The sequence below is a fragment of the Halorubrum sp. CGM4_25_10-8A genome (assembly GCF_005435025.1).
Taxonomy (GTDB): Archaea; Halobacteriota; Halobacteria; order Halobacteriales; family Haloferacaceae; genus Halorubrum; species Halorubrum ezzemoulense.
In genome coordinates this window covers 155,413-175,517 of record NZ_SGTX01000001.1, presented here as the reverse complement: position 1 = coordinate 175,517, position 20,105 = coordinate 155,413, and the positions used below count along the sequence as shown (strand labels likewise).

Annotated in this window: 22 protein-coding genes; 17 read left to right on the top strand and 5 right to left on the bottom strand. The window is 70.5% G+C overall.

Annotation, left to right across the window (positions count from 1 at the left end; all coding sequences use genetic code 11):
- Positions 1 to 42: 42 nt before the first annotated feature.
- Both EXE52_RS00885 and EXE52_RS00880 read right to left on the bottom strand, forming a co-directional pair.
- Positions 43 to 1,161: an o-succinylbenzoate synthase gene (locus EXE52_RS00885; RefSeq protein ID WP_089307776.1), complete on the bottom strand. Its 1,119-nt coding sequence runs from the start codon at positions 1,159 to 1,161 to the stop codon at positions 43 to 45.
- Positions 1,158 to 2,087, bottom strand: a complete 930-nt coding sequence (locus EXE52_RS00880; RefSeq protein ID WP_089307775.1) for a 1,4-dihydroxy-2-naphthoate polyprenyltransferase — start codon at positions 2,085 to 2,087, stop codon at positions 1,158 to 1,160. The genes EXE52_RS00885 and EXE52_RS00880 overlap by 4 nt, the downstream gene beginning before the upstream one ends.
- A gap of 217 nt (positions 2,088 to 2,304) precedes the next feature.
- On the opposite strand from EXE52_RS00880, the gene EXE52_RS18660 reads away from it, so the two are divergent.
- The 14 genes from EXE52_RS18660 to EXE52_RS00810 all read left to right on the top strand — a co-directional run bounded on the left by EXE52_RS18660 (position 2,305) and on the right by EXE52_RS00810 (position 15,706).
- The gene (locus EXE52_RS18660; protein WP_233125168.1) at positions 2,305 to 2,454 is read left to right on the top strand and encodes a carboxymuconolactone decarboxylase family protein; all 150 of its coding nucleotides are present in this window, start codon (positions 2,305 to 2,307) and stop codon (positions 2,452 to 2,454) included.
- Between the two features lie 273 nt (positions 2,455 to 2,727).
- Positions 2,728 to 3,006 carry a hypothetical protein gene (locus tag EXE52_RS00870; RefSeq protein WP_089307774.1) on the top strand — a complete coding sequence of 93 codons (279 nt, stop codon included), beginning with the start codon at positions 2,728 to 2,730 and terminating at the stop codon, positions 3,004 to 3,006.
- A 299-nt stretch (positions 3,007 to 3,305) separates the two neighbouring features.
- Positions 3,306 to 4,283: an aliphatic sulfonate ABC transporter substrate-binding protein gene (locus EXE52_RS00865; protein ID WP_089307773.1), complete on the top strand. Its 978-nt coding sequence runs from the start codon at positions 3,306 to 3,308 to the stop codon at positions 4,281 to 4,283.
- A 1-nt stretch (position 4,284) separates the two neighbouring features.
- Positions 4,285 to 5,154, top strand: a complete 870-nt coding sequence (locus EXE52_RS00860) for an ABC transporter permease (protein ID WP_086215682.1) — start codon at positions 4,285 to 4,287, stop codon at positions 5,152 to 5,154.
- Positions 5,138 to 5,890: an ABC transporter ATP-binding protein gene (locus EXE52_RS00855; protein WP_089307772.1), complete on the top strand. Its 753-nt coding sequence runs from the start codon at positions 5,138 to 5,140 to the stop codon at positions 5,888 to 5,890. The genes EXE52_RS00860 and EXE52_RS00855 overlap by 17 nt, the downstream gene beginning before the upstream one ends.
- Before the next feature lie 392 nt (positions 5,891 to 6,282).
- Positions 6,283 to 7,443, top strand: coding sequence for a LeuA family protein (locus EXE52_RS00850; protein WP_179235213.1), 1,161 nt, complete (start codon positions 6,283 to 6,285; stop codon positions 7,441 to 7,443).
- 370 nt (positions 7,444 to 7,813) lie between these two features.
- Positions 7,814 to 9,625, top strand: a complete 1,812-nt coding sequence (ilvB, locus tag EXE52_RS00845) for a biosynthetic-type acetolactate synthase large subunit (RefSeq protein WP_086215685.1) — start codon at positions 7,814 to 7,816, stop codon at positions 9,623 to 9,625.
- Entirely contained in the window at positions 9,622 to 10,365 is a 744-nt protein-coding gene (ilvN, locus tag EXE52_RS00840; protein ID WP_049929878.1) for an acetolactate synthase small subunit, read from the top strand. Before ilvB ends, ilvN begins: the two co-directional genes overlap by 4 nt.
- Positions 10,366 to 10,398: 33 nt before the next feature.
- Entirely contained in the window at positions 10,399 to 11,457 is a 1,059-nt protein-coding gene (ilvC, locus tag EXE52_RS00835) for a ketol-acid reductoisomerase (RefSeq protein WP_049929877.1), read from the top strand.
- A 58-nt stretch (positions 11,458 to 11,515) separates the two neighbouring features.
- Positions 11,516 to 12,976 carry a 3-isopropylmalate dehydratase large subunit gene (gene leuC / locus EXE52_RS00830; RefSeq protein ID WP_049929875.1) on the top strand — a complete coding sequence of 487 codons (1,461 nt, stop codon included), beginning with the start codon at positions 11,516 to 11,518 and terminating at the stop codon, positions 12,974 to 12,976.
- The gene (leuD, locus tag EXE52_RS00825) at positions 12,976 to 13,599 is read left to right on the top strand and encodes a 3-isopropylmalate dehydratase small subunit (protein WP_089307771.1); all 624 of its coding nucleotides are present in this window, start codon (positions 12,976 to 12,978) and stop codon (positions 13,597 to 13,599) included. The genes leuC and leuD overlap by 1 nt, the downstream gene beginning before the upstream one ends.
- A gap of 5 nt (positions 13,600 to 13,604) precedes the next feature.
- Entirely contained in the window at positions 13,605 to 14,603 is a 999-nt protein-coding gene (locus EXE52_RS00820) for an isocitrate/isopropylmalate family dehydrogenase (protein WP_049929873.1), read from the top strand.
- A gap of 95 nt (positions 14,604 to 14,698) precedes the next feature.
- The gene (locus EXE52_RS00815) at positions 14,699 to 15,070 is read left to right on the top strand and encodes a DUF555 domain-containing protein (protein ID WP_006113355.1); all 372 of its coding nucleotides are present in this window, start codon (positions 14,699 to 14,701) and stop codon (positions 15,068 to 15,070) included.
- A 96-nt stretch (positions 15,071 to 15,166) separates the two neighbouring features.
- Positions 15,167 to 15,706, top strand: coding sequence for a CBS domain-containing protein (locus EXE52_RS00810; protein WP_089307770.1), 540 nt, complete (start codon positions 15,167 to 15,169; stop codon positions 15,704 to 15,706).
- Positions 15,707 to 15,725: 19 nt separating this feature from the next.
- Here the strand turns inward: EXE52_RS00810 and EXE52_RS18360 are convergent, their stop codons facing one another.
- Both EXE52_RS18360 and EXE52_RS18955 read right to left on the bottom strand, forming a co-directional pair.
- Positions 15,726 to 15,902, bottom strand: a complete 177-nt coding sequence (locus EXE52_RS18360; protein ID WP_167373061.1) for a hypothetical protein — start codon at positions 15,900 to 15,902, stop codon at positions 15,726 to 15,728.
- Positions 15,899 to 16,024, bottom strand: a complete 126-nt coding sequence (locus EXE52_RS18955) for a hypothetical protein (protein ID WP_255509785.1) — start codon at positions 16,022 to 16,024, stop codon at positions 15,899 to 15,901. The genes EXE52_RS18360 and EXE52_RS18955 overlap by 4 nt, the downstream gene beginning before the upstream one ends.
- Before the next feature lie 216 nt (positions 16,025 to 16,240).
- Between EXE52_RS18955 and EXE52_RS00805 the strand changes: the two genes are divergently transcribed.
- From EXE52_RS00805 to EXE52_RS00795, 3 genes are all read left to right on the top strand, one after another.
- On the top strand, positions 16,241 to 16,552 hold the full coding sequence (locus EXE52_RS00805; RefSeq protein WP_089307769.1) for a hypothetical protein: 312 nt from the start codon (positions 16,241 to 16,243) through the stop codon (positions 16,550 to 16,552).
- A gap of 86 nt (positions 16,553 to 16,638) precedes the next feature.
- A complete protein-coding gene (locus EXE52_RS00800) occupies positions 16,639 to 18,402 on the top strand; it encodes a nitrite/sulfite reductase (RefSeq protein WP_089307768.1) in 1,764 nt (587 codons plus the stop codon).
- A 31-nt stretch (positions 18,403 to 18,433) separates the two neighbouring features.
- Complete coding sequence (locus tag EXE52_RS00795; protein WP_089307767.1) at positions 18,434 to 18,730, top strand: DUF6360 family protein; 297 nt, start codon at positions 18,434 to 18,436, stop codon at positions 18,728 to 18,730.
- 328 nt (positions 18,731 to 19,058) lie between these two features.
- Here the strand turns inward: EXE52_RS00795 and purM are convergent, their stop codons facing one another.
- Entirely contained in the window at positions 19,059 to 20,084 is a 1,026-nt protein-coding gene (gene purM / locus EXE52_RS00790) for a phosphoribosylformylglycinamidine cyclo-ligase (protein ID WP_089307766.1), read from the bottom strand.
- Between the last annotated feature and the right edge of the window lie 21 nt (positions 20,085 to 20,105).

Sequence of the window (20,105 nt, the reverse complement as noted above, 5' to 3'; positions counted from 1 at the left end):
CCGTCCCCCTCGCGTCAGGGTGCGGACGCCGACGGGGCGCGCTCACGACCGCCGGAGATCGTCGAACGCGGCGCCCGCGAGTCCGGGTCCCAACGGCACGGCGACCGCGCCCTCTGCGACCGGAGAGGGATCGGGGGCGAGGTCCTCGTCGAGCAGCGTCCCGGTCGCGAGCCCGCAGGGCGACACCTCGGGGACCGCGGCCGCCACGTGGACGGCGGCCGTCCGCGCGACGACCGCGTCGATCGTGGTGGTGACCACCGGGTCGACGCCGGCCGACCGCGCCCGTAGCGCGGCCGCCAGCGCGCGGTCGGGGCCGCCGAGCGCCATCGGCTTGAGGACGACCGCGTCGGCGGCGTCCGCTTCGAGGACGGCGTCGACCCCGTGGACCGCGACCGACTCGTCGGCGGCGATCGGGACCCGCTCGCCGCCACCGTCGCGGCGAAGTTCCGCCAGCCCGCCGAGGTCGTCCGCCGGGAGCGGCTGCTCGACGTACGCGAGGTCGAACGCCGCCAGCGCGCCGAGCGCGTGACGCGCCGTCTCCCGGTCCCACGCTCCGTTCGCGTCGGCCCGGAGCGCGACCCGGTCGCCGACCGCGTCGCGGACCGCGCGGAGGCGCTCGACGTCGGCGTCGACGTCGCGGGCGCCGACCTTCAGCTTCAGGCAGTCGAACCCCTCCTCGACCGCACGCGTCGCCTCGGCGGCGGTCTCCGCCGGCCCGCCGTCCCCGACGGTCGCGTTGACCGGGACGGCGTCAGCGGGCGTCGCGGTCACGCCGGCCTCGACGGCGAGTTGCTCCGCGAGCGGCCGTCCCGCGTCGCGAGCTGCGGCGTCGGCGAGCGCGAGCGAGACGCCGTGTCGCGCGGCTGGCGTCGATTCCGCGTCCGGCACTCCCGGGACCGGTTCGGACATGTTCCCGGCTTCGAGGTCGCCGAGCGCCGCCGCACAGGCGTCGCGCGACTCCGTCCACCCCGGGAGCGGAGTCGCCTCGCCGAGGCCGACCGCGCCTGACTCGTCGCCGCCGCGTCTAGCCGTGATCACGAACCCTTCCCGGCGACGGATCTCGCCGCGTGCGGTTCCGAGCGGTCGGGTCAGGTCGAGCGCGAACGGGCGGTGGCGCACGACCGTGACCGAGGCCTCGCCGCGAGGGTCGTCGTCGGTCACACCGCCAACCCGACGGCGAACGCGACGGCGTACGCCGCGAGCAGTTTGCCGGTCGACTCTAACGCGGGGTTGAGCGCCTCGCCCGAGGTCTCGGTGAGCACCGTCCGCGCGACGGTCGCCGCGAGCGGGAGAGTGACGAGCGGGAGCAGCGTCGCGACCCCGTCGCCGCGCGCGGCGAACCAGACGGGGACGAGGTACGCGACGGCGAGCAGCGCGAGGTACTCGGCGCGAGCGAACCGGTAGCCGAACCGGACGGCGAGGGTGCGCTTGCCCGTCGAGGCGTCCTCCTCGCGGTCGCGGAGGTTGTTGACGACGAGGATGTTCGTCGACAGCGCGGCGATCGGGAGGCTCGCGACCACCGCCGCGAGCGCGACGGTGCCCTCCGGGGGCCCCGCCGGGAACCACCCTGCGAGCAGCGCGGCGGCCTGAACGTAGTAGGTCCCCGTCACCGCGATCACGCCGAAGAAGACGAACACGAAGAGGTCGCCGAGCCCGTGGTAGCCGAGGGGGTACGGCCCGCCGGTGTAGGCGATCCCGGCCGCCACGGAGGCGAGCCCGATCACGAGGATGGGGACGCCGCCGACGGCGACGAGGTAGGTCCCCACGAGGATCGCTGCCGCGAAGGTGAGCCACATCGCCCGCTTCACCTCGGCGGGCTCGATGAGGCCGCTGGCGACGACGCGCGTGAACCCCTCGCGGTCGTCGGTGTCCGCCCCTTGGATCGCGTCGTAGTAGTCGTTCGCGAAGTTCGTGCCGACCTGGATCAGCGCCGCGCCGACGAGCGCCGCGAGCGCGGGCAGCGGGGCGAACACCCCGTCGGCGAGCGCGAGCCCGACGCCGACGATCACCGGCGCGGCCGCGGCAGGGAGCGTCTGCGGCCGAGCGGCGATAACCCACGCGCGCCGACGGGTCACCTCGGTACTCATTGCCGCCGATTGGCGCGTGGCGTCCCTTAAGCTTGCTATCGCGGATCCCTGCGGACCGGCCCGAACCGGTCGCGGCGAACGGTACCGAGTGGCGTACACCTATGCCTCGCGGGTGCGAGCCCTTCGCCATGGCCCGCGTTCCCTACGCAGAGGCGTCTGACGTGCCGGACGAGTACGGGGAGCTCTCGGGGTCGTCGCTTCAGGGGAACCGCTTCACGTGTGCCGGTCGCTCGGCAACAACCCCGCGGTGCTCGCCGGCCTCTGGTCGTTCCCCGAGTCGCTGTGGACCGACAGCCGGCTCACCGAACGGGAGCGTGAACTGGTCATCTTGGCGGTATCGAGCGAGATCGGCAACCGGTACGAGTAGCACCAACGCGGTACCATCGCCCGCGGGGTCGGGACCGACGACGAAGCGATCGTCGACATCGCCGCGGTCGCCGAGGGTACGACACGCTCGGCGGCGTCATCGACGCGTTCGACCCCGAACTGGAGTCGGGGAGCGAGTTCAACGGGTGGGACCCGCGCTAGCTCCGCGGCCGCGGGCCGCCCGGCACCGGGGCCACGGCACCGGACGGCTCGCGACCGATCGCCCGGTCTCGGCGACCGACAGGTTCGACAGGGACCGGCCCGTAACGCCTGTATGACCGACACGGAGGCCGCGTCGGCGAACGGCATCGAGGCGCGGTACGAGGAGACCGACGGCGAGCGACGGCTCACCTTCTCGCGGGACGGTCGGGAGGCGACCGTCGCGCAGAACGCCGACGGATACGCGATGTTGAAGATCCGGACCGGCCCGGACGGCGACGAACTGGAGCGCTACTACGGGTTCGACATGGCGCTCGACCACGCGGCCGAGCTGCTCGGCGCCGCCGTCCCAGACCTCCCGGTGCCGGACGCCGCCGCCGATATGGGGATGTAGCCGGAACGCCGGCTCTCTCGGCACGCCGCCGCCGTCGTTCTCTGATCTCCCCCGAGCGGACAGCGCGATCAACCGGCAGCATGATCCGGGGCCCGGAACGCGAGACGAGCGGCTCCGTTCCCGATCGCCCATCTGTCGAAAGCGCCCGTCCGCCCGTCAGCACCCGTGTCGCGACCGTCGACGCCCGTGCCACCACGACGCACGACCCAGTAACGAATAACTCAGGAACATCATAGACGCGATTGAATATTCTCCATAGCCATATTGGCTTATGAGTGGCACCGGTATGCGGAAGTACGATGGAGCGAAGACAGTTCCTCCGCGGCACCGGCGCGGCGATCGGCGGTTCGCTGCTCGCCGGCTGCGCGGGCGGAGGCGGCGACTCGGGCACAGTGACGGTCGATTACGCGTACTACAACCCGGTCAGTCTCGTGTTGCGCGAGAAGGGGTGGCTCGAAGCGGCGTTCGCCGACACCGGAACCAACGTCGAGTGGGTGTTGAGCCTCGGGAGCAACCAAGCGAACGAGTACGCCCAGAGCGGCGAGGCCGACGTCTCCTCGACCGCCGGAATCGCGGCGCTGATGGCCCGCACGAACGGCGTGCCGATAACGACGCCGTACGTCTATTCGGAGCCGGAGTGGACGGCGCTCGTCACGTTCGAGGAGACCGGGATCGAATCGGTCGAAGACCTCGAAGGGAGCCGCGTCGCCGCCACCCGCGGGACGGACCCGTACTTCTTCCTGCTTCAGGCGCTCGACGACGCCGGGCTGAGCGAGGAGGACGTCGAGGTCGTCAACCTCCAGCACCCCGAGGGACAGTCCGCTCTCGTCCGGGGAGAGGTCGACGCGTGGGCCGGACTCGACCCGCACATGGCCGAGTTGGAGCTCGAACACGACGGCGCGGAGCTGTTCTTCCGCGAGCCGCGGTACAACACGTACGGGTTCCTGAACTTCCTCGACGGGTTCCTCGCCGACCGGCCCGAGGACGCGCGTCGCGTGATCGAGGCCTACGAGCGGGGCCGCGAGTGGGCGATCGGGAACCCGACGGCGACCGCCGGGATCCTCGCCGACGCCTCCGAGATGTCCGAGCCGGTCGCGGAGCGCGTGTTCACCCAGCGGAACGACCTCTCGGAGCCGATCCCGGGCGAGCCCCACCGCGAACTGCTCGCGGACCTCTCGCCGATTCTCGAACGCGAGGGGCTCGTGACCGACGACGCCGACCCCGCCGGCAACGTCGACGACCTGATCGACTCCGAGTTCGCGAGCGAGGTCGTCTGAGATGGCCGCCGACACCCGCCGGGAGTCCGGGGTGTCCCGCGACTCCGACTCCGGCCGTGGGTCGACGGCCGGCGAGTCGGCCGGCGGCGCCGAGTCTCGCAGCCTCGGCCCGGTTCCCCTCCCCGCCGCCAGCCGGTTCCGGCCCCTGCTCGGGCTGCTCGTCCCCGCCGCGCTCGTCGTCGTCTGGCACCTCGTCGTCGCGACCGGGATCATCGCGGCGTACCAGCTGCCGACCCCGCTGCGCGTGGCGGAGACGCTCTACGGGATGGCCGCTACCGGCGAGCTGTGGGGCCACGTCGCGATCACGGTCCAGCGCGTCGTTCTCGGTGCCGGCCTCGGCATCGTCGTCGGAACCGTCTTCGGGACCGCCACCGGGCTCTCGCGGACCGCGAGCGACCTCCTCGACCCGCTCCTCCAGAGCCTGAAGAACATCCCGTCGCTGGCGTGGGTGCCGCTGTTCCTCCTCTGGTTCGGCATCGGCGAAAGCGCGAAGGTGCTGCTCATCGCTGTCGGCGCGTTCTTCCCGGTGTACCTCAACCTCTCGACCGGCATCGCCGCGGTCGACGAGGAGCTGTTGGAGGTCGCCGAGGTGTACGACCTCGGGCGCGTCGAGTCGCTGCGCCGGGTCGTGTTCCCGGCCGCGCTCCCGGACCTGCTCGTTGGGATCCGCGGCGGCGTCGGACTGGCGTGGATGTTCGTCGTCGCCGCCGAGCTGATCGCGGCGAGTCAGGGCATCGGATTCCTGCTGAGCGACGGGCGGACCCTCGCGCGGCCCGACATCATCGTGGGGTCGATCCTGCTGTTCGCGTTCCTCGGCAACTGCTCGGATGTCGCGGTCAGAGAGGTGAGAGACCGTGTCGTCGGACGCTGACCCCGTCCTCGCGGTGGACGACCTCCGGAAGCGGTACGGGGACACGGTCGCGCTCGACGGCGTCGACCTCGCGGTCGCGGACGGCGAGTTCGTCGCGGTCGTCGGCCCCTCCGGGTGCGGGAAGTCGACGCTGCTCCGCGTGCTCTCCGGACTCGAAGCCGAGTTCGCCGGGCGCGTCGCCGTCGACGGCGCGGACGTCAGGGAGGGGGGCAGCGACGCCGTCGGGATGGTGTTCCAGGAACCGCGGCTGCTCGACTGGGCGGACGTCCGGGAGAACGTCGCCGTCGGACTCCCGGCCGACGTCGACCCGGACACCCCGGCGGCTCGCGAGCGCGTCGACGACCTGATCGAGACGGTCGGGCTCGACGGGTTCGCCGTGAGCCGCCCGGACGAGCTCTCCGGCGGGATGGCTCAGCGCGTGTCGCTCGCGAGGGGGCTCGCCTACGACCCCGCCGTGCTGCTGCTCGACGAGCCGTTCTCCGCGCTCGACCGGCTGACGAAGGCGGACCAGCAGGACCACCTGCTCGACGTCTGGGACGCGCGCGGGACGACCGTCGTCCTCGTCACGCACGACGTGGAGGAGGCCGTCTACCTCGCGGACCGCGTCGTCGTGCTCGGCGGGCAGCCCGGGAGGGTGGCGTCGGTCGTCGATGTCGAAATCGACCGGCCCCGCGAGCGGGCGGACCCCGACCTCGTCGCGCTCCGGCGCGAGGTGACCGACGCGCTCGGTCGGTAGCGGCGCGTCCGCCGGTCGACCCGGATATCGGTGCGGACCGACCGCCGATCACGGTGGAGATGGCGCCGTGAGACTCGCTGACTCGTCTCGCGCGTGAACCGCCGGCCGCCCGCAGTACGAACGAAACGAACGTCGAGATCACTTATTAACTAACTTCCGAATCGGAATACGTGCCGGATCCCCGGTGTGTGTATTACCTCCTTAAGGTGTATTGACACCGCCGCAGTCATGCGATCTACTGCTCTTCGCCTCTTCGGCTCCGAACTGCCGGTCCGCACCGATTTTGCGATTGTCCAAACGATTAAGTACTCGACCGTCTTGTCGTGAATCGATGACAGACATCACGGAGGCTTCGTCGGACACCCCGGCGGATCGAGTTCTTCCAGGGCACGATAGCTTCTAACGTCGATATCGGTCCTGTCAGGATCTTCGACACGACCCTGCGAGACGGAGAACAGTCACCACGGACATCGTTCAGCTACGACGAGAAACGCCGCATAGCGGCGACGCTGGACGACATGGACACCCACGTTATCGAGGCGGGGTTCCCGGTCAACTCGGACGCGGAGTTCGAGGCCGTCAGCGACATCGCCGCCGCGACGGACACCACCGTCTGCGGACTGGCCCGGGTCGTCGACGGCGACATCGACGCCGCCATCGACTCCGGCGTCGAGATGGTCCACGTGTTCGTCTCCACCAGTGATGTCCAGCTGGAGGACTCGATGCACGCGACCCGCGAGGAGGCGAAGGGGCGCGCGGTCGACGCGGTCGAGAAGGTGAAAGACGCCGGCGTCGAGTGTATGTTCTCGCCGATGGACGCCACTCGAACGGACCCGGACTACCTGATCGACATCGTCGAGGCCGTCTCCGACGCCGGCACCGACTGGATCAACATCCCCGACACCTGCGGCGTCGGGATGCCGACCAGCTTCGGCGAGACGGTGAACGCCGTCGTCGAGGCCACCGACGCCCGCGTCGATGTCCACACCCACGACGACTTCGGGATGGCCGCGGCCAACGCCGTCGCGGGCTTCGAGAACGGCGCGGAGCAGGCGCAGGTGTCGGTCAACGGTATCGGCGAGCGCGCCGGCAACGCCGCCTACGAGGAGGTCGTCATGGCCGTCGAGTCGGTGTACGGCGTCGACACCGGCATCGACACGACCCAGATCACCAAGCTGGCCCGGATCGTCGAGGAGGCCTCGGACATCCCGGTGCCCGCGAACAAGCCGATCACCGGCCGGAACGCGTTCGCCCACGAGTCCGGCATCCACGCCGCGGGCGTCATCGAGAACGCCGACACGTTCGAGACCGGCGTGATGACTCCGGAGATGGTGGGCGCCGAGCGCGAGTTCGTGCTGGGCAAACACACCGGCACCCACAGCGTGCGCAAGCACTTGGTGGAGGCCGGCTTCGACCCGACCGACTCCGAGGTCCGGACGATCACGAAGCGGGTCAAGGAGTACGGCGCCGGCAAGCGGCAGGTGACCGCGGGCGACGTCGAGCGGTTCGCCGAGGAGGCGAACGTCACGCGCGAGGAGGAGGTCCGGGTCTGATGACCCACTCCCCGACCGGAGCGCCCCCCGAGCGACCGCGAGGGCGGTCGCGGGAGCAGTCCCGACGGCGTTCCGTTCCGGACGCCCGACAGGAATTTATACCCCGGCCGCGTTGCTTCGGGCGAGATGCGACGGCACACCGCGCTCGCGGAACGCGCTACCGCGTTCGGAGCCGTCGCGCCGATCATTGTAGGGGTATAAGCCCCTACATTACCCCTTCCTCACCGACGCGACGCGCCGCCGAACGTCGGCGGCCGAGCCGTTCTCGACGCGCGAAGCCGCGCCCCCGAGGGACGCGGCGCGGGCCCGCCCGTCGCGCGTTCGCAGCGACCCACACGACGACCCACCAGATGCCACACCAACCACGACAATGAGCGACACAGCAGCACAGCCGCGATCCGACGCGGACGAGTCGGACGACGGCTCGACGGCGGCCGCGACCGAGGAGCCGACCGAACCGGACGAACACCAGACGGCGGGGCCCGTCTCGACGGGCGCCGAGTCGGTCGTCGCCGCCCTCGAGGCCGCGGGCGCGAAGACCGCCTTCGGCGTTCAGGGCGGCGCGATCATGCCTGTCTACGACGCCCTGTACGACTCCTCCGTCCGGCACGTGACGATGGCCCACGAGCAGGGCGCCGCGCACGCCGCCGACGCGTACGGCGTCGTCGCGGGCGAACCCGGGCTCTGTATGGCCACGTCCGGCCCCGGCGCGACGAACCTCGTCACCGGCATCGCCGACGCCGACATGGACTCCGACGCGATGTTGGCGCTGACCGGGCAGGTGCCCACGGAGTTCGTCGGCAACGACGCGTTCCAGGAGACCGACACGGTCGGCGTCACGCGCCCGATCACGAAGCACAACTACTTCGCGAGCGGGGCCGACACCGTCGGCGACACTGTCGGCGAGGCGTTCGAGCTGTCGCGCGCGGGGCGCCCCGGGCCGACGCTCGTCGACCTCCCGAAGGACGTCACGCAGGACGAGACCGACCGGACGCCCGGTCCGGCGACGCCGCCCGCGGGGACCGACCCCGACCCGAACGCCGACGCGGAGTCGGTCGAGGAGGCAGCGCGCGCCATCGAGGCCGCCGAGCGCCCCGTCTGTCTGTTCGGCGGCGGCGTCATCAAGGCGGACGCGAGCGACGAGGCGCGGACGTTCGCCCGGAGCTACGGGATCCCGGTGACGACGACGATGCCGGGGATCGGCTCGTTCCCCGAGGACGACGACCTCTGCCTCTCGTGGGCGGGGATGCACGGAACCGGCTACGCGAACCTGGCGATCACCCACACCGACTGCCTGATCGCGGTCGGCACTCGGTTCGACGACCGGCTCACGGGCGGGATCGACACGTTCGCGCCCGAGGCCGAGGTGATCCACGTCGACATCGACCCCGCGGAGATCTCGAAGAACGTCCACGCCGACTACCCGCTGATCGGCGACGCCGGGCGCGTCCTCGACCAACTGACCGCCGCGGTCCGCGACGCGCCCGACGCCGAGGCGTGGCGCGACCGGTGCGACGAGTGGCGGGAGACGTACCCGCTCACGTACGCGACGCCCGAGGACGAGCCGCTGAAGCCCCAGTTCGTCGTCGAGGCGTTCGACGAGGCGACCGACGATGACACGATCGTCACGACCGGCGTCGGCCAGCATCAGATGTGGGCCTCGCAGTTCTGGACGTACACGGAGCCGCGGACGTGGGTCTCCTCCCACGGGCTGGGGACCATGGGGTACGGCGTGCCCGCCGCGGTCGGCGCGCGGGTCGCGGCCGACACGATGGGCGAGGAGGACCGCGACGTGGTGTGTTTCGACGGCGACGGCTCCTTCCTGATGACGATGCAGGAGCTGTCGGTCGCGGTCCGCGAGGAGCTCGACATCACGATCGCCGTGCTCAACAACGAGTACATCGGGATGGTTCGCCAGTGGCAGGACGCGTTCTACGAGGGCCGACACATGGCCTCCGACTACACGTGGATGCCCGAGTTCGACAAGCTCGCGGAGGCGTTCGGCGCGCTCGGTCTCCGCGTCGACGACTACGACGAGGTCGCGCCCGCGGTCGAGGAAGCCCTCGACTATGACGGGCCGGCCGTGGTCGACTTCCACGTCGACCCCGCGGAGAACGTCCTGCCGATGGTGCCGAGCGGCGGTGCGAACGGGAAGTTCGCGGCCGCGGAGGACCAGCTATGAGCGACGACACCGCGGCGTCCGACGGGGGGCCGCACACCGGGCGCGATGAGGCGTCCGCGGCGGCCGACGGCGGGTCGCCCGTCGCGCCCGGCGCCGACTCCCGGCCGCTCCCGGGCGAACAGCCCGGTCCGAACGAGCGCGACCACCCGGAGGGGCGCCGGAACCTCGAGGGGATCCGGATCGACCCCGTCGTCGAGGCCGAACACGAGTCGCACCGCGCCGTCATCTCGGCACTCGTCGAGGACGAGCCCGGCGTGCTGGCGCGCGTCTCCGGCCTCGTCTCCCGCCGCCAGTTCAACATCGAGAGCCTCACCGTGGGGCCGACGACCGTCGACGGTCACTCGCGGATCACCATGGTCGTCGAGGAGACGGACCCCGGGATCGACCAGATCGAAAAGCAGATGTCGAAGCTGAAGCCGGTCATCTCGGTCGGCGAGGTCGCCGGCGACGCGGTCACCTCGGAGCTCGTCCTGCTGAAGGTCGAGGCCGACGACCCCGCGGCGGTCCACGCGGTCGCCGAGATGTACGACGGCCGGACGGTCGACGCCGGCCCCGAGACGATCACCGTCGAACTCACCGGCGACAAGGCGAGCATCGACAACGCGATCGGCGCGTTCGACCGGTTCGGTATCGTCGAGATCGCGCGGACGGGGCCGACAGCCCTCGCTCGCGGTAACACCCCCACGGCGCCCGGCGAGAAGCCCGGCACGGCCGCCGAACCGACCACGCACGACGACTGACACGCGACCACACAGGAACTCACAACGATACACATGACCGAAGACGACACGCAGACGTTCGACTCGACAGTATACTACGACGAAGACGCCGACGAGGAGGCGATCGCGCACAAGACGGTGGCCGTCCTCGGCTACGGCTCGCAGGGCCACGCGCACGCGCAGAACCTCGCCGACAGCGGGGTCGACGTGATCGTCGGCCTCCGCGAGAGCAGCTCCTCCCGGGCCGCCGCCGAAGGCGACGGGCTCCGCGTGGAGGCCCCCGCGGACGCCGTCGCCGCGGCCGACGTGGTGAGCGTCCTCGTCCCCGACACGGTTCAGCCGGACGTGTACGAGAACGCGATCGAACCGAACCTGGACGCGGGCGACACGCTCCAGTTCGCGCACGGGTTCAACATCCACTACAACCAGATCCAACCGCCCGAGGACGTCGACGTGACGATGGTCGCGCCGAAGTCGCCGGGCCACCTCGTGCGCCGCAACTACGAGAATGACCAGGGGACGCCCGGCCTGCTGGCGGTGTACCAGGACGCCACCGGCGACGCCCACGACGAGGGGCTCGCGTACGCGGCCGCGATCGGCTGTACCCGCGCCGGCGTCGTCGAGACGTCGTTCCGCGAGGAGACGGAGACCGACCTGTTCGGCGAGCAGGCGGTGCTCTGCGGCGGCGTCACCTCGCTGGTGAAACAGGGGTACGAGACGCTCGTCGACGCAGGGTACTCCCCCGAGATGGCGTACTTCGAGTGCCTCAACGAACTCAAACTCATCGTCGACCTGATGTACGAGGACGGGCTCGGCGGGATGTGGGACTCCGTCTCCGACACCGCCGAGTACGGCGGCCTCACGCAGGGCGACGTGGTCGTCGACGAGCACGCCCGCGAGAACATGGAAGAGGTCTTGGAGAAGGTCCAGAACGGCCAGTTCGCCCGCGAGTGGATCGCGGAGAACCAGGCGGGCCGCCCCTCCTACACCCAGCTCCGCGAGGCGGAGAAGACCCACGAGATCGAGGCCGTCGGCGAGGAGCTGCGCGGCCTGTTCGCGTGGGAGGAGTCGGCCGAGGGCGACGAGGAGGAGAGCGCCGAGGTGACCGCCTGATGGGCGTAGCGGTGAGCGGTCGGTCTTCCGACTGCGCGGCGGTCCGGGGTGACGCCCGATGAGCGAGGGAACGCTGTACGACAAGGTGTGGGAGCGCCACAAGGTGACGGAGCTGCCGAACGGGCAGGACCAGCTGTTCGTCGGGCTCCACCTCGTCCACGAGGTGACGAGCCCGCAGGCGTTCGGGATGCTGCGCGAGCGCGACCTCGACGTGGCGTACCCGGAGCGGACGTTCGCGACCACCGACCACATCGCGCCGACGGAGGCGGACAAGCGCGAGCGCCCGCTGGCCGACGACCAAGCCGAGGAGATGCTCTCGGCGCTCGAACGCAACACGAGCGAGAGCGGGATCACCTTCTTCGGATTCGACTCCGGGAAGCAGGGGATCACGCACGTCGTCGCCCCCGAACTCGGCCTCTCGCAGCCGGGGATGACGGTCGCGTGCGGCGACAGCCACACGGCGACCCACGGCGCGTTCGGCTCCATCGGCGTCGGCATCGGGACCAGCCAGATCCGCGACGTGCTCGCGACCGGCTGTATCGCCGCGGACAAGCAGAAGGTCCGCCGGATCGAAGTCGAGGGCGAGCTCGGCGAGGGCGTCTACGCCAAGGACGTGATCATGAAAGTGATCAAGGACCTCGGCGTCGACGGCGGCGTCGGCCACGTGTACGAGTACGGCGGCCCCGCAATCGAGGCGCTCGACATGGAGGGACGGCTTGCCGTCTGTAACATGTCCATCGAGGGCGGCGCCCGCGCGGGGTACATCAACCCCGACGAGACCACCTACGAGTACCTGCGGGGCCGCGAGTACGTCCCCGAGGGCGAGGCGTTCGAGGAGCGGAAGCGGTACTGGGAATCGATCGCCTCCGACGACGACGCCGAGTACGACGACGTGGTCACGGTCGACGCCGACGGACTCGACCCGCTGGTCACGTGGGGGATCAACCCCGGGCAGGTGGTCGGGATCGACGAGGCGGTGCCGCACCCGGACGACTTCGAGGAGCGGACCGACCGGGAGGCCGCCGAGAAGGCGATCGACCACATGGAGGTCGAGCCCGGGCAGTCGATGCTCGGGTACGACGTCGACGTGGCGTTCCTCGGCACCTGTACGAACGGCCGCCTTTCGGATTTCAAGGAAGCGGCGCGGATCCTAGAGGACCACAGCGTCGACGAGGACGTGCGCGCGCTCGCCGTGCCCGGCTCGGAGACGGTCCGCGCCCAGTGCGAGGAGCGCGGCATCGACCAGACGTTCATCGAGGCCGGCTTCCAGTGGCGGCGCGCCGGCTGCTCGATGTGCCTCGCGATGAACGACGACCAGCTCGGCGCCGGCGAGGTGTGTGCGTCATCGTCGAACCGCAACTTCGTCGGCCGGCAGGGCTCGAAGGAGGGGCGGACGGTGCTGATGAGCCCCGCGATGGTCGCGGCCGCGGCCGTCGAGGGCGAGGTCGTCGACGCGCGCGACTACCTGGACGACGGGCCGACCGGCGGCGCGGGCGGCGTCGAGGAGGTGGCCGACTGATGGCCCCCGACGCCAACGCGGGCGACGACCAACACATCACCGAGGTCTCGGGCACGGGCGTCCCGATCCCCGGCGACGATGTCGACACTGACCAGATCCTGCCGGCGCAGTTCATGAAGGAGGTCACGTTCGACAACATGGCGGACTACCTCTTCTACGACGCCCGGCGCGACGAGGACGGGGAGTTCAACGACCACCCGCTCAACCGCTTCGAGGGCGCGTCGATCGCGGTCGTTAACTCCAACTTCGGCTGCGGCTCCTCCCGGGAGCACGCGCCGCAGGCGATGATGCGGTGGGGCGTCGACGGCGTCGTCGGCGAGTCCTACGCCGAGATCTTCCGCGACAACTGTAAGTCGCTCGGCATCCCCGCGGTCACCGCCGACCACGAGACCGTGGTCGAGCTCCAAGAGTGGATCGAGGCGAACCCCGACGGCGACATCGAGGTCGACGTGGAACGGGAGACGGTCACTTATGGCGACACCGTCATCGACGTCGAGGTCGACGACGCGATGCGCGAGGCCTTGGTCGAAGGGATCTGGGACACGACCGCGCTGATGTACTCGAACCGGAGCAAGGTCGACGAGACGGTTGCCGACCTGCCGTACGTCGAGGGGGACGACTGAGCCGGATGACCGACGAGATCGTCGTCATCGAGGGCGACGGCATCGGCCGCGAGGTCGTGCCGGCCGCCGTCGAGGTGTTGGACGCGCTCGACCCCGACTTCGAGTTCGTCCGCGGGGACGCGGGCGACGCGACCCGGGACGCGACCGGCGAGGCGCTCCCCGACGAGACGTACGACCTGGTGGCCGACGCGGACGCGACGCTGTTCGGCGCGGCGGGCGAGACGGCCGCCGACGTGATCCTCCCGCTGCGTGAGGCGGTGGACTCGTTCGTCAACGTCCGGCCCGCGAAGGCGCTCCCGGGCGTCGACGCGCTCCGGCCGGAGACGGACGTGGTGTTCCTCCGCGAGAACACCGAGGGCGTCTACGCGGGCCACGAGGACCGCCTCTCGGAGGACCTCTCGACGCTGACGCGCGTCGTCACGTCGTCGGCCTCGCGCGAGCTGGCCGAGTACGCCTGTGACTTTGTCGAGGACGGGCGCGGCCCCGCCGGGGACCCAGAGGAGGGGTTCACCGTCGCCCACAAGGCGAACGTGATGCGCGAGACGGACGGCCGGTTCCGCGACGAGGTCGCGGCGGTCGCAGACGAGCGCGGCGTCGACGCCGACGAGGAGCTGATGGACGCGTTCGCGACGAAGCTCCCGCTCGACCCGGGCCAGTACGGCGTGATCGTCTGCCCGAACCTCGCGGGCGACGTGCTCTCCGACCTCGCGGCCGGGCTCGTCGGCGGCCTCGGTCTGCTCCCGTCGGCGAACATCGGCCACGACAACGCGCTGTTCGAGCCGGTCCACGGCACGGCCCCGGACATCGCGGGCGAGGGGGTCGCCAACCCGACCGCGGCGGTCCTCTCGGCGGCCATGCTGCTCGAGTATCTCGGCCACGTCGAGGCGGGGCAGCGGGTCCGCGACGCGGTCGAGGGCGTCCTCTCCGACGGCCCGCGCACCGGCGACCTCGGCGGCTCGGCGACGACCGACGAGGTCACCGCGGCGATCGTCGACCGCCTGTAGGGCGCGTCTCGCCGCCGGTTCCGCGCGATCGACGGCTCGTTTTCGACCGCGGCCAAACCACAAGACAAGAAACCCTGCGGCTCCTCCGACCGCGTATGAGCAACTACGAAGTCGCGATGGAAGCCGCCTGGTTGGTCCGTGACGTCGAGGAGACCGACGACGCCATCGGCGTCGCGGTCAGCGAAGCCGGCAAGCGACTCAACGAGACGGACAAGCAGTACGTCGAGGTCGAGCCCGGCGTCACCGGCTGTCCGGCCTGCGGCGAGCCGTTCGACGCCGCGTTCCTCGCGGCGAACACGGCCCTCGTAGGGCTGCTCCTAGAGATCGACGTGTTCAACGCCGACAGCGAGGAGCACGCGGAACGGATCGCGAAAAGCGAGGTCGGCGGCGCCCTCCGCGACGTTCCCCTCGAAGTCATCGACGTCTTCGAGACCGACGCGGACGAGGACGAAGAGCCGGAGCGATAGGCACGGACGCGGGGCGTCGGACGGATCTGCCGGGAGCGATCCCGGTGCCCGGTCGGTGCCGAAAGCTTTTCTAATAACCCTAAGTAATTAGCCGGCATGGAACTGCCGACGCCACAGGACCTCCGCGAGCGCCGGACCGCGCTGGAGCTGACCCAGAGCGAACTCGCCGACGCCGCGGACGTCTCCCAGCCACTCATCGCGCGGATCGAGGGCGGCGACGTCGACCCGCGGCTCTCGACGCTGCGCCGGATCGTCAACGCCCTCCAAGAGGCGGAGGGCGAGGTCGTGCGCGCGACCGACCTGATGAACCAGACCGTGATCAGCGTCGCGCCCGACGACGCCGTCAGCGGGGCCGTGGAGCTGATGGAGGCGGAGGCGTACTCGCAGCTCCCCGTCCTCCAGAACGGCGTGCCCGTCGGCTCGATCAGCCAGGGCGACGTCGTCCACGCCGGCGAGAATGTCGGCGATCACCCGGTCAGCGAGGTGATGAGCGAGTCGTTCCCGACGGTCGCGCCGTCGGCGACCGTCGACGAGGTCCGCAACCTCCTCGACCACTACAAGGCCGTGATGGTCACCGACGGCGGCGAGACGGTCGGGATCATCACCGAGGCCGACATCGCGGCGCAGCTGTCCTGACCGGGCCGCGGACCGTCGCTCACTCCTCTCTCCGCTCCGAGAGCCGCTCCCAGATCTCCGTACAGCCTGCGCCGTCCTCGACGCCGTCGAGGTGGCCGTCGGCGGGCTCGGCGTCCGTCTCTCCCTCCGCGTCGGTCCCGTCCCCGGCGTCGCACCGCTCATCGTCGGTCGCTCGGCTGTCGCCTCCCTCGGTCATCGTCGCTCTGAGGCGTCCTCGAAGAGCTCGGGCGCCACGTCCGCGGACGCGTGCTGTCGGTGCCTCCCGTCGGGCGGGTCGACGGGTCGATCGTCGGTGGAGTCGGGATCCGGGTCCGTCATTACACCGACGTACGCGGGCGCGGGTCATAAGCGTCGGCAAGCGCGTAAATCGGACCACTACTCTCGGATACCGGATTTCATGTCCGGTAGATCGGAGACTTATTTTACACAGTATCTCGGTGTAGTCTGCCGGTTTTCGCGTATCTGGTCGTCACCGGTACTGTCGTCGGTTGCGAGCAGCGTCACCCATTGGGTCGTCGCGGCCGAACTCCGGGCGTGACCACTCGTTTACGCGTCCTCGACGACGGTGCATGGATCTCCGTCAACGACAGCCGGGAAGTGCGTGTCAGCGAACTCTGGCGGCTCGACGCGCCGGATCTGTGCGAGTGCGCGCTCGCGGACCTAGCCGTCGAGAACTTCCAGTCGGTCGGCGTGGACGGCTCGACGGTGGATGCGAAGGTGTACGGCCAGTGTGTCGCGTGCGGGGCGACCGAGATCACCGCGTGGGTGCCGATTGGACGGGTACACGGGGACGAATTTGCCGAATTCGACCGTTCCGCCGTTCGACGGGCGCGGCGGCGAGAGTAGCGGCAACACGTGCCACATCGGTGGGGCACCGGGGAAGGTTGATGCCACGCTGTCAGCTATGTGGGTGTCGGCTGTAGGTCGGATCGATGCCAACGGACGTCGAAAACTGGAAATCGGAGGTGTACGGCAACGAGGTGCGCGACCGGCTGTTCGAGTTCGCCGAGGAGGGGTACGACTCGATCCCGGACGACGAGCGGGACGCGTGGTTCGAGCGGTTCAAGTGGTGGGGCCTGTACCACCAGCGGAACGGACAGGAGGGCTACTTCATGCTGCGGATCGGGACTCCGAACGGCGTGCTCGAACCGGGACAGCTCCGCGTCGTCGGGGAGATAGCTGACGAGTACGCCCGCGGTCCCGGAACGAACCCGGTCTTCGGCGACGCGTACGCCGACTTCACCACCCGCCAGTCGATCCAGCTCCACTGGATCGAACTGTCGGACGTGCCGGCGATCTTCGAGAAGCTGGAGGCGAACGGCCTCTCGACCCAGCAGGCCTGCGGGGACTCGTGGCGGAACATCGTCGGGAACCCGGTCGCGGGCAAGGACGGGCAGGAAGTGATCGACGCGTGGCCCGTCATCCGCGACCTCAACGAACGGTTCAAGGGTAACGACGACCACGCGAACCTCCCGCGCAAGTGGAAGGTGTCCGTGACCGGTTCCGCCGACGGCTCCGGACAGGGCGACATCAACGACCTCGCGTTCGAGCCCGCGTACAAGTCGGTCGACGGGGACGGCGACGCGAGCGGGGACGCGGTCGGCTTCAACGTCAGGGTCGGGGGCGGGCTCGCGCGAAACGAACCGCGGTTCGCCCGCGACATCGACGTTTGGGTGCCGCCGGAGCGAGTCCCCGACGTCGCCGGGGGGCTCTCCGCGCTGTTCCGCGACCACGGCGACCGCGAGGACAGATACAACGCCCGGGTGAAGTTCCTCGTCGACGAGTGGGGGGCCGAGGAGGTCCGCGAGACGCTTCAAGCAGAGTACGTCGACTTCGAGCTTGAGACCGCCGGCCGCGACGTGCGCGAGGAGTACACCTACAACGCCGGCGAGGGCGAGCGGAACGACCTGATCGGCGTCCACGACCAGAAGGACGGGGCGAACTTCGTCGGCCTGAACGTGCTCGTCGGGCGGATGGGCGCGGCCGACGTGCTCGACTTGGCCGACCTCGCGGCGGAGTACGGCTCCGGCGAGGTCCGGCTCTCGCAGCGGCAGAACGTCATCGTCACCGACGTGCCGGACGACGCCCTCGACGCGTTCCTCGACGAACCGCTGCTCGACGACTACTCGCCTTACCCGTCGCCGTTCATGCGCGGCTCGGTCGCGTGTACCGGCACGGAGTTCTGCTCGCTTTCGATCGTCGAGACGAAGAACCGACAGGTCCGGTTCGCGCGCTGGCTGAAGGAGAACGTCGACCTCCCCGACGGCGTCGACGAGTTCCACGTTCACCTCTCCGGGTGTACCGCCTCGTGCGCGCAGCCACAGATCGCCGACGTGAGCCTGCGCGGGATGAAGACCCGCAAGGACGGGGAGCCGGTCGAGGCGCTCGACGTCGGTCTCGGCGGCGGGCTCGGAGAGGACCCGGGGTTCGCCCGCTGGGTCACCCAGCGCGTGCCCGTCGATGAGGCCCCCGGAGCGATCGCCAACCTGATCGACTCGTTCGCCGCCGAACGCGACGAGGGCGAGTCGTTCCGAGCGTTCGTCGCTCGCCACGACGAGGACGAACTCGACGCCCTCGTGGACCCGGAAGAGACCGACTACGAGGACCCGATGATGCACAACACGAAGCGCACGTGGTACCCGTACGCCGAGAACGACTCGATGGACGACGCTCCGTCGCCGCCGGCGGACGACTGACGATGCGAGGAACGACCCCGGAGGCGGGCCGATGAGCGACCGCCTGCTCCGCGTGAACGCCTACACGACGCTCGATCTCGTCGAGGGTCGCGCCCGCGGACACGAGTTCGAGGCCGAGGCGCCCGGCGTCGTGAACGTCACGGCGCCGCGAGAGGACCCCGAACAGGTCACGCTGGAGGTCGAACTGGACGGGACGGAAATCGACGACATCGCCGCCCACGCCGACGAGATCGACCTCTCGCCCGCGCAGGCGAGAACGCTCGCCGAGGCGCTGGAGTCGACGGCGGACCGCGTCGAAGCCGCGCGAAACGGCGACGGCTCGCGATAGATAACCGGTGCGGCAGCGCGCGTCGGTGAGCGCCCGACTGGACGCGAGTCGCACGCGCGGGGTCGTCGGGCGTCGCCTGACCGCCGGAGGCGCGTCGCGCCTCGCCGTCGCTGGCGGCGGAGCCGACCGGCCGCCGGAGAGTCTCCCCTTCCCGCTGGACGCGGTGAGTGACGGACGACCGTAGGTGGTCTGAACCGACCGCGGTGGTGTGAGGTGCGGTCACGGTGCGGTCGGGTGAGAGCGAAACGGCAGCCCTGCGGGCCATCGCGGCCGGGACTTTTGCCCGACTCACCGCACCGGCGGCGACCTCGATCCGAACGGCCCTCTCTTACAGCTCCAGCCCGCGGATCGCGACGTTCCCCCCGTCGCCCGCGTGCTTCTCGACGCGACCGAGCACGCGCCCGTCGGTCGCGTCGGCCAGCGGCTCGGCCGCGTCCGGGTCGACCGCAGCGACGAACCCGGTCCCCATGTTGAACGTGCGGTACATCTCCTCGTCGGAGACGCCCCCCTCGGACTGGACGAACTCGAAGACCGGCTGCGGGTCGAACGCGTCCTCCACGACGTAGCGGTGGCCGCCGAGCCGGTCGAGGTTGGTCCAGCCGCCGCCCGTCATGTGGGCCGCGCCGCGGACGCCGTGCTCGCGCATCGGGTCGAGCAGGTCCGTGTATATCGCGGTCGGTTCGAGCAGCGCGTCGCCGAGTGTCTCGTAGTCGCCGAACGGGCAGGGGTCCGCGTAGGCGTGGTCGCGCGTGACGGCCTCGCGCGCCAGCGTGAGCCCGTTCGAGTGGATCCCCGACGAGCGCCAGCCGACGAGCGCGTCGCCCGGTTCGGCCCGTCCGTCGAACACGCCGTCTTTCGCGGCGAGACCGGCGCAGGTCCCGGCGAGGTCGAGCCCGCGGACCACTTCCGGCATCACGGCCGTCTCGCCGCCGACGAGTTCGACGTCCGCCAGGTCGGCGCCGCGGGCGAGCCCTTCGCCGACCTGCTCGGCGAACCGCTCGTCCGGCTCGTCGACGGCGAGGTAGTCGACGAAGGCGACGGGGCGGACGCCGGCCGCCACGAGGTCGTTGACGTTCATCGCCATACAGTCGATCCCGACCGTCGAGTAGTCGCCCAGCGCCTCCGCGACGAGCAGCTTGGTCCCGACGCCGTCGGTCGCGAGCGCGAGGTAGCGGTCGCCGATGTCGAGGAGGCCGGCGTAGTCGCTCGCGTCGTCGTCCGCGTCCGAGCCGACCGCGCCGATCAGCGCGGCGGTGGCGGCCTCGCTCGCGTCGATATCGACGCCCGCGTCCGCGTAGGTGAGTTCGTCGTCGCCGTCCGGTCCCCCGCCGCCGCTCCCGTCGCCCTCGGTCATGTGTGTGGAGGCACGCCGGCG

Coding starts and splice junctions, on each gene's coding strand:
- ilvB (WP_086215685.1), top strand. CDS start 7,814: ATGAGCGACACAGCAGCACAGCCGCGATCCGACGCGGACGAGTCGGAC.
- leuC (WP_049929875.1), top strand. CDS start 11,516: ATGAGCGAGGGAACGCTGTACGACAAGGTGTGGGAGCGCCACAAGGTG.
- purM (WP_089307766.1), bottom strand. CDS start 20,084: ATGACCGAGGGCGACGGGAGCGGCGGCGGGGGACCGGACGGCGACGAC.
- EXE52_RS18955 (WP_255509785.1), bottom strand. CDS start 16,024: ATGACGGACCCGGATCCCGACTCCACCGACGATCGACCCGTCGACCCG.
- EXE52_RS00795 (WP_089307767.1), top strand. CDS start 18,434: ATGAGCGACCGCCTGCTCCGCGTGAACGCCTACACGACGCTCGATCTC.
- EXE52_RS18360 (WP_167373061.1), bottom strand. CDS start 15,902: ATGACCGAGGGAGGCGACAGCCGAGCGACCGACGATGAGCGGTGCGAC.
- EXE52_RS00815 (WP_006113355.1), top strand. CDS start 14,699: ATGAGCAACTACGAAGTCGCGATGGAAGCCGCCTGGTTGGTCCGTGAC.
- EXE52_RS00870 (WP_089307774.1), top strand. CDS start 2,728: ATGACCGACACGGAGGCCGCGTCGGCGAACGGCATCGAGGCGCGGTAC.
- EXE52_RS00800 (WP_089307768.1), top strand. CDS start 16,639: ATGCCAACGGACGTCGAAAACTGGAAATCGGAGGTGTACGGCAACGAG.
- EXE52_RS00880 (WP_089307775.1), bottom strand. CDS start 2,087: ATGAGTACCGAGGTGACCCGTCGGCGCGCGTGGGTTATCGCCGCTCGG.
- EXE52_RS00810 (WP_089307770.1), top strand. CDS start 15,167: ATGGAACTGCCGACGCCACAGGACCTCCGCGAGCGCCGGACCGCGCTG.
- ilvN (WP_049929878.1), top strand. CDS start 9,622: ATGAGCGACGACACCGCGGCGTCCGACGGGGGGCCGCACACCGGGCGC.
- EXE52_RS00865 (WP_089307773.1), top strand. CDS start 3,306: ATGGAGCGAAGACAGTTCCTCCGCGGCACCGGCGCGGCGATCGGCGGT.
- EXE52_RS00820 (WP_049929873.1), top strand. CDS start 13,605: ATGACCGACGAGATCGTCGTCATCGAGGGCGACGGCATCGGCCGCGAG.
- EXE52_RS00860 (WP_086215682.1), top strand. CDS start 4,285: ATGGCCGCCGACACCCGCCGGGAGTCCGGGGTGTCCCGCGACTCCGAC.
- ilvC (WP_049929877.1), top strand. CDS start 10,399: ATGACCGAAGACGACACGCAGACGTTCGACTCGACAGTATACTACGAC.
- leuD (WP_089307771.1), top strand. CDS start 12,976: ATGGCCCCCGACGCCAACGCGGGCGACGACCAACACATCACCGAGGTC.